1 protein-coding gene is annotated in these 254 nt (G+C 39.0%); it reads left to right on the top strand.

Going from position 1 to position 254, the window contains the following annotated elements:
- Positions 1-254: DUF7507 domain-containing protein (locus JMA43_RS14035; RefSeq protein ID WP_342157330.1), on the top strand; the 254-nt coding region annotated here is incomplete at both ends.

The following is a 254-nucleotide window of genomic DNA, read 5'->3' as shown; positions in this document are numbered from 1 at the left end:
GGAACTTCGGTTACCGATACTTCGGAAGATCCAACGCCAGTTAATCCAACAGATCCAAACAATCCTCCTGTAGATCCTACCTGTCCAGATTGTACCATTACACCACTACCAACTAACAGTAGTATCGAATTATTAAAAGATGGTGCATACCAAGACACCAATAACGACGGAATTGTAAATGTTGGAGATAGTGTTATTTACACTTTCACTGTAACAAATACGGGGGAAACTACACTTTCAAATATCACTATTAC

It is taken from the genome of Joostella sp. CR20, assembly GCF_038433465.1.
In the GTDB taxonomy this organism is placed as follows: domain Bacteria; phylum Bacteroidota; class Bacteroidia; order Flavobacteriales; family Flavobacteriaceae; genus Galbibacter.
This window is presented reverse-complemented; position numbering and strand designations above follow the sequence as displayed.